Origin of the sequence: Sulfuricaulis sp. (assembly GCF_049587675.1) — a bacterium.
In the GTDB taxonomy this organism is placed as follows: domain Bacteria; phylum Pseudomonadota; class Gammaproteobacteria; order Acidiferrobacterales; family Sulfurifustaceae; genus Sulfuricaulis.
The window spans coordinates 1-5,945 of the sequence record NZ_JBAVEJ010000016.1 but is presented as its reverse complement, the minus strand read 5'-3'; the positions used below and the strand labels follow the sequence as shown (position 1 = coordinate 5,945).

Sequence of the window (5,945 nt, the reverse complement as noted above, 5' to 3'; positions counted from 1 at the left end):
GCGCGTTGCGCCGCCGCCGCTTCGGCCCGCGCGGCGGCGGCCTCGTCCTTCGCTTCTTTCGCAGCCGCCGCTGCTTCCGCCGCCGTGCGATTGGCCTTGTCTGCCGAGGCTCTGGCGTCTTCCGCTATTTTTTTCACACCATCTACATCGCCACTCGTGGCGCAGCCGGCACCGAGTGTAATAAGCAGAAGCGCCGCGGGAAGTCCCGCGACACGCAGTGCGTTATGTTTCATGGCAGGTTTCTCCTTTGTTAACGAAAAAAATATTAGCAATCCTTTCGTATTATGACTCTGACCGGCGTCAAAATTTCCCGTTCAATTCCCATACCGGAACTGATGGATTCGCTAGTAATTACGCGGATTATTTATGAGCACGGTTATATACTCGTTCTAAACCCGGAACCTGGCAGAAGAACGGTATCTTGCATGCGGTTCGCGGCCCCTGTCGAATGACTACGAAGGTGAACTACGGGGTGAAACGGGATGCTGGCATCTGGTCGGGACCACTTCCGGGTTCATGCCGGACTCTATAGATAGATTCTCGTGCCAGCAGGGATTCGAATCACGGAAGAATGCTGATCGGCGTGCCATCCGGCACCGCCGACCAGATCTCATCCATCTCCGCGTTGCTCACGGCTATGCATCCATCCGTCCAGTCGCGGTCTTCATAGAGGGCGCGAATCCAGCCGGTCCAATTGGGACGCCCGTGAATCATGATGGCGCCGCCGGGAGCGCGGCCGTCGCTTCCCGCCTGAATTTTGTCCTGCAGGCCGGGATAGGAAATATGCAGCGCCAAGTAGAATTTACTGCGCGAGTTGCGCCCATCGATAATGTAATCGCCCTCCGGAGTTTTCGAGTCGCCCGCCTTTTCCTTGGGGCCGACCGGCTGACGACCCAGCGAAACCTTGTACGTCTTGATCATCTTCCCCTGGCGCATCAGCGTAAGCGTCCTCGCACCCTTTATGACGACGACATGATCGGCCTGGGGAAGCGCCTGCCTGATCGCTTGTGCATGGACGTCGTCAACGACACCAAGACTGCTTATTAAAGACAGAACTATGGCGGCCGTGGTGATATAGCGCTTCATATCAGAACTCTGAAGAATATTGCTGCTGCCGATCGGTTGCGATTGCCCTTTCATGCCGGAAAATAACGGGGTCCATGTTGCATGAACCCTATCGTTAAAAAAGATAGCAGGTTTTGGCGCCGCGGCGTGACTGAAAAGATTAAAGAAACCGGAGTGATTTATTATCAGTCACTTCGGCCTAATTTATCGGCCGATGCTTCCTCAACACTCAAGCTTTAACCTCTGATGCCACTCGGCGATGGATTCCTCCGGATATTCGTCGAACTTCTTGTCGCGCGGACCGGCGATGACCGGTACCCAGTTCGCTTTCGATCCGAGCATCAGGTGCGTGCGCTCGGGCGGAACCGGAAGCTCGGTGTCAATCGCCGAGGCAAACGGATGCACCAGCTCCGGCCACCCCGGGTCCCACAGCCACAGCGCGCTGCCGCATTTCTTGCAGAAATGCCGTCGCCCCGTGCTCTTGGTGATTTTCCCGGTCGCATCGTCGCGCAGCCGCGCACGGTAGACCGTAATATTTTTCCTGCCCGTGACCTTCAGTGTCTTGTAACGGCCGCTGAGGTTGATGGCATAGCCGCCTCCGCCGGCGGTCTTGCGGCAGATCGAGCAATAGCAAAGATTGAACGGATACGGGTGCGGCGACTGGACGGTGAATTTAACGCTCCCGCAGTGGCATGATCCCTTGAGTTCCATCCTAGCCTCCCCGGCATTGGGTCCGACGTAACCAGAACATTAGCCTACACCTGCTAGGGTTGATTTCGTATGGTTCGCGAGACATGCTAGTCGGGCGGAGTGTTGAATCCTGTCGCAGAGGAGAACCAATACATGGCTCGCACTAACAAAAAATCACCGTCTCGAAGGCTCAGGCCCACCGTTCGAACCAAACCTGCACCACGACTATCGCGCCGGGTGCTGGTGCTCGTGGCCACACGCAAGGGCGCGTGGATGTTTCACGGCGACAAGCAACGAAAAACCTGGCGTGTCGACGGTCCGCATTTTCTCGGTCACATCATCAATCATCTCGTGCTCGACCCGCGCGACGGGCGCACGCTGCTGGCGGCGGCGAAGACCGGCCACCTCGGTCCAACAGTGTTTCGCTCTACGGATTTCGGCCGCAGCTGGAAGGAAGCCGCCAAGCCGCCGGCTTTCGCCAAGGCCGCGGACAACGAGAAGGGCCGCGTGGTCAATCACACGTTCTGGCTCACGCCGTCCCACGCGAACGAACCGAAGGCGTGGTACGCCGGGACCTCGCCGCAGGGGCTGTTCCGCTCCGACGACGACGGCGACACCTGGGAACCGTTCTCCATCGTCAACGACGATCCGCAGTTTCGTTCATGGATGGGCAGCGAACAGGACGGCACACCGGATGGACCGAAACTGCATTCGATCATTGTCGACCCACGCGATCCGACGCATCTCTACTTCGCCATGTCGGGCGGCGGCGTGCACGAAACGCTCGACCGCGGACGAACCTGGACTTCCCTCGTAAAAGGGATGGAAGTGGTCGAAGGCTTCGACGCCGCCAACATCGCTTTCCACGATCCGCATTGCGTCCAGCTTTGTCCGAGCAACCCGGACCGCTTGTATCAACAGAATCACTGCGGCATCTACCGGCTCGACCGGCCGTCGAAAGAGTGGACGCGCATCGGCAAACGCATGCCGAAGCATGTCGGCGACATCGGCTTTCCGATGGTGGTGCATCCGCGCGATGCGGACACCGCGTGGGTGTTTCCGATGGATGGCACGACCGTATGGCCGCGCACGAGTCCGGAGGGCAAACCCACTGCGTACGTGACCCGCAACGGCGGCAAGACGTGGCAGCGTCTCGATGCCGGCCTGCCCCGGAATCAGGCATGGTGGACGGTGAAACGCCAGGCCATGACCGCGGACGCGCAGGATCCTGTGGGACTGTATCTGGGGACGACGAGTGGAGAATTGTGGATGAGCCGCGACGAAGGCCGTCGCTGGACATGCATCGCGCGGCACCTTCCCGAAATTTACGCGGTCGAGGCCGCGGAAGTAGGTTAAGAAATTCTGATTAATTCCCGCCGTTCGTGGTGAGCCTGTCGAACCATGAACGGCGGGCCTACGGAATCAATGTCTTGTACTGCTCGTCCTTCGACAAGCTCAGGACGAGCGGAATTAATCAGAGGTTCCTTAAAATCAATGAAAGTGTTGATCCCCACTCCGCTACTCTCCTACACCAAGGAGCGCGAGGTCGAAGCCACCGGCGCCACGCTCATCGAACTGCTCGCCGACCTCGACCGCCAATACCCTGGCCTGCGATTCCGCGTGATCGACGAGCAAGACACGATGCGCCCGCACATGCGCTTCTTCGTCAATGGCGACCAGGTATTCAATATCACACAGCCACTACTCCCGACCGATTCCGTGATCCTCGTGCAGGCATTGAGCGGCGGGTAATGGCGCACACGCCCCGCCGGCGGTCTTGCGAGTGAAATCCGGAATCTGTCCCCAGGGAAGCTCTGATTAAGTCTCCCGTTCGCCCTGAGTCTGGCGGGACTTACCTGGCAGCGAAGAAACCGGTTTCAATCACGCTTGCTATATTAAGTCACGAGGAGGCAAACCATGACTGCTCAACATTCCAGCCGGGTGGCGTTGGTCACCGGCGGCGGCCAAGGCATCGGCAAGGGAATCGCCAAACGGCTGGCGGCGGACGGCATGCAGGTGGTGATTGCGGATATCGACGGTGAAGCCGCCGATGAAACGGGCGCGGAACTCGGCGCACAAATCACTGCCATGATGGTTGACGTTTCCGACGAACCGGCCGTGGAGGAGATGATCCGGATTATTCACTCCCGCTACGGCCGTCTGGACGCCCTGATCAACAACGCCGGTATCGCCAATCCCGCCGCGGCTCCGGTGGAACGGCTGACGTTGAACGACTGGAGCCGGGTAATCGCCGCCAACCTGACCAGCGTCTTCCTTTGCAGCAAGCATGCGATTCCGCTGCTGCGCGCCTCCATGGGAAGCATCGTCAATATCGCCTCGACACGGGCGTTGCAGTCCGAAGCCAACACAGAAGCCTACTCAGCCAGCAAAGGCGGCGTTATGGCCCTGACCCACGCGCTGGCGGTGAGCCTCGGCCCGGACATCCGCGTGAACTGCATCAGTCCCGGCTGGATTGCCGTTGACGATTGGAAAAAAAGCGCCCGACGCAAGCAGCCGGTATTGCGGCCGGAAGACCACGCCCAGCATCCGGCAGGACGGGTAGGACATCCGGAAGATATCGCGTCCTTGGCCGCCTATCTGATCTCTCCCAAGGCCGGCTTCATCACCGGCCAGAATTTCGTGGTGGATGGCGGCATGACGAAGAAAATGATCTATGCCTAATACTGGGATCGAGAGAGCTCACTCATGGGAATTAGCATGCGCAAATTCGTCGTCATCATCACCCTGCTCTACACAGCCGTGGCGGTCGCGGCGCTGGGTTTCATTTTGAATTGGTTTCGCGAGGGACTGACGCTCGGGGAATCGCTCATCGTGACCACCCTACTCCTCAGTATTCCCGCCGTCCTGTTCGTCGCCGTCATCGCCTGGTGGAAAGATAACGAATGGCTCGCGGTCGTTCTCGTGGCGATCATTTTCGGTTCGATCTGGTATGTGGCAAAGACGCATCACGCCGCCTACGGCGAATGGCTCCCGTCGTTCGCCTCGGCGGAAGTTGAAACCAGCGGTAACGCGGTGCTCAACACCAATGGCCAGAATATTTCCTACCGGCTGGAGCTGCACAACCCGGGCACCGTCGCCCATCGCGAATACCTGGTCGTTACGCGCAGCGGCCAGGAACGGCGCATCCGCCTCCCGGTATTCGACGACACGCGCAGTGGCTACGTCAGCGCCAAAACCCCGAACGACTGGATCGTGCTGCATCCCACCGAGAATGTTGATTTATTCCGTGCGGAAACCGGCCGGTTCCTGTTCGTGCGCAAATCCTTCCGGGTCAATCTGCGAACGGGGGAAGTGACGTCTCTTTAAAGTAAACGGGTACGGCGACAGGACGGTGAATTTAACGCTCCCGCCGTGACATGATCCCTTGAGTTCTGTCGGTAATCTCCCAACTTTCGGCCTGTCAAAAACAAGACCGCCACGGCTTGTCGCCGGAGGCGACGCATGGCACAGTCACCCTCAGGCTCCGGTGATCCGACGCAAGCGAGGTGCCACTCCATGCCCGAAGTGGATGTAGTCGTCGTCCGCAATTTCCTGATCGCTCTGTTGATCGGTGCGCTGGTGGGCATCGAGCGCGAGAAGCACAAAGTCACCGAACACCCGGAGAGCTTCGGCGGCCTGCGCACCTTCATTCTGTTCGCCCAGGCCGGTGCGGTCGGCGCCTGGCTGTCGCAGCATATCGGCACACCGTGGGTCTTCATCGCCACCCTGACGGCGGTGGCGGCGGCGGTTGTCACCGCCTACGTCCTGGAAAGCCGGGTCAAGCCCGACGCGCTCGGACTCACCACCGAGATCTCGGCGATTACCGTGTGCCTGTTGGGCGGCGCGGTGATGTACGGCTACGCCGAGCTGGCCGTGGCGCTCGCAATCCTCACCTCGGCGGTGCTGACCTTCAAACAACCACTGCACGGCGTCGTACAGAAGCTCGGCACCGATGACCTGTACGCGGGCCTGAAGCTGCTGATCGCCACCTTCATCGTACTGCCGCTGCTGCCGGCGCAGCCGATCGACCCATTGCAGGCGCTCAATCCGTACAAGCTATGGCTGCTGGTGATCCTGATTTCCGGGATGTCGCTGGTCGGCTACGTGGCGGTGCGCTGGCTGGGCACGGCGCGCGGCACGGCGATCACCGGCCTGAGCGGCGGGCTGGTGTCCTCGACCGCGGTGAGCCT

Annotated in this window: 7 protein-coding genes and 1 pseudogene; 5 read left to right on the top strand and 3 right to left on the bottom strand. The window is 59.8% G+C overall.

Annotated features, from left to right (window positions below):
- From WB402_RS00835 to WB402_RS00825, 3 genes and pseudogenes are all read right to left on the bottom strand, one after another.
- A pseudogene (locus WB402_RS00835) lies at positions 1–233 on the bottom strand (Lpp/OprI family alanine-zipper lipoprotein); the annotation flags it as partial.
- 328 nt (positions 234–561) lie between these two features.
- Complete coding sequence (locus WB402_RS00830; protein WP_424204811.1) at positions 562–1,086, bottom strand: L,D-transpeptidase family protein; 525 nt, start codon at positions 1,084–1,086, stop codon at positions 562–564.
- Positions 1,087–1,287: 201 nt separating this feature from the next.
- Positions 1,288–1,776, bottom strand: a complete 489-nt coding sequence (locus WB402_RS00825) for a GFA family protein (protein WP_424204810.1) — start codon at positions 1,774–1,776, stop codon at positions 1,288–1,290.
- 252 nt (positions 1,777–2,028) lie between these two features.
- Here WB402_RS00825 and WB402_RS00820 point away from each other — a divergent pair, with 252 nt between their 5' ends.
- The 5 genes from WB402_RS00820 to WB402_RS00800 all read left to right on the top strand — a co-directional run.
- Entirely contained in the window at positions 2,029–3,111 is a 1,083-nt protein-coding gene (locus WB402_RS00820) for a WD40/YVTN/BNR-like repeat-containing protein (protein ID WP_424204813.1), read from the top strand.
- Between the two features lie 138 nt (positions 3,112–3,249).
- The gene (locus tag WB402_RS00815; RefSeq protein WP_424204809.1) at positions 3,250–3,507 is read left to right on the top strand and encodes a MoaD/ThiS family protein; all 258 of its coding nucleotides are present in this window, start codon (positions 3,250–3,252) and stop codon (positions 3,505–3,507) included.
- 165 nt (positions 3,508–3,672) lie between these two features.
- A complete protein-coding gene (locus WB402_RS00810) occupies positions 3,673–4,437 on the top strand; it encodes a glucose 1-dehydrogenase (protein ID WP_424204807.1) in 765 nt (254 codons plus the stop codon).
- A gap of 36 nt (positions 4,438–4,473) precedes the next feature.
- Positions 4,474–5,082, top strand: a complete 609-nt coding sequence (locus WB402_RS00805) for a hypothetical protein (RefSeq protein WP_424204806.1) — start codon at positions 4,474–4,476, stop codon at positions 5,080–5,082.
- Positions 5,083–5,271: 189 nt separating this feature from the next.
- Positions 5,272–5,945: MgtC/SapB family protein (locus WB402_RS00800; RefSeq protein ID WP_424204805.1), on the top strand; the 674-nt coding region annotated here is incomplete at its 3' end.

Coding starts and splice junctions, on each gene's coding strand:
- WB402_RS00810 (WP_424204807.1), top strand. CDS start 3,673: ATGACTGCTCAACATTCCAGCCGGGTGGCGTTGGTCACCGGCGGCGGC.
- WB402_RS00830 (WP_424204811.1), bottom strand. CDS start 1,086: ATGAAGCGCTATATCACCACGGCCGCCATAGTTCTGTCTTTAATAAGC.
- WB402_RS00825 (WP_424204810.1), bottom strand. CDS start 1,776: ATGGAACTCAAGGGATCATGCCACTGCGGGAGCGTTAAATTCACCGTC.
- WB402_RS00805 (WP_424204806.1), top strand. CDS start 4,474: ATGCGCAAATTCGTCGTCATCATCACCCTGCTCTACACAGCCGTGGCG.
- WB402_RS00820 (WP_424204813.1), top strand. CDS start 2,029: ATGTTTCACGGCGACAAGCAACGAAAAACCTGGCGTGTCGACGGTCCG.
- WB402_RS00815 (WP_424204809.1), top strand. CDS start 3,250: ATGAAAGTGTTGATCCCCACTCCGCTACTCTCCTACACCAAGGAGCGC.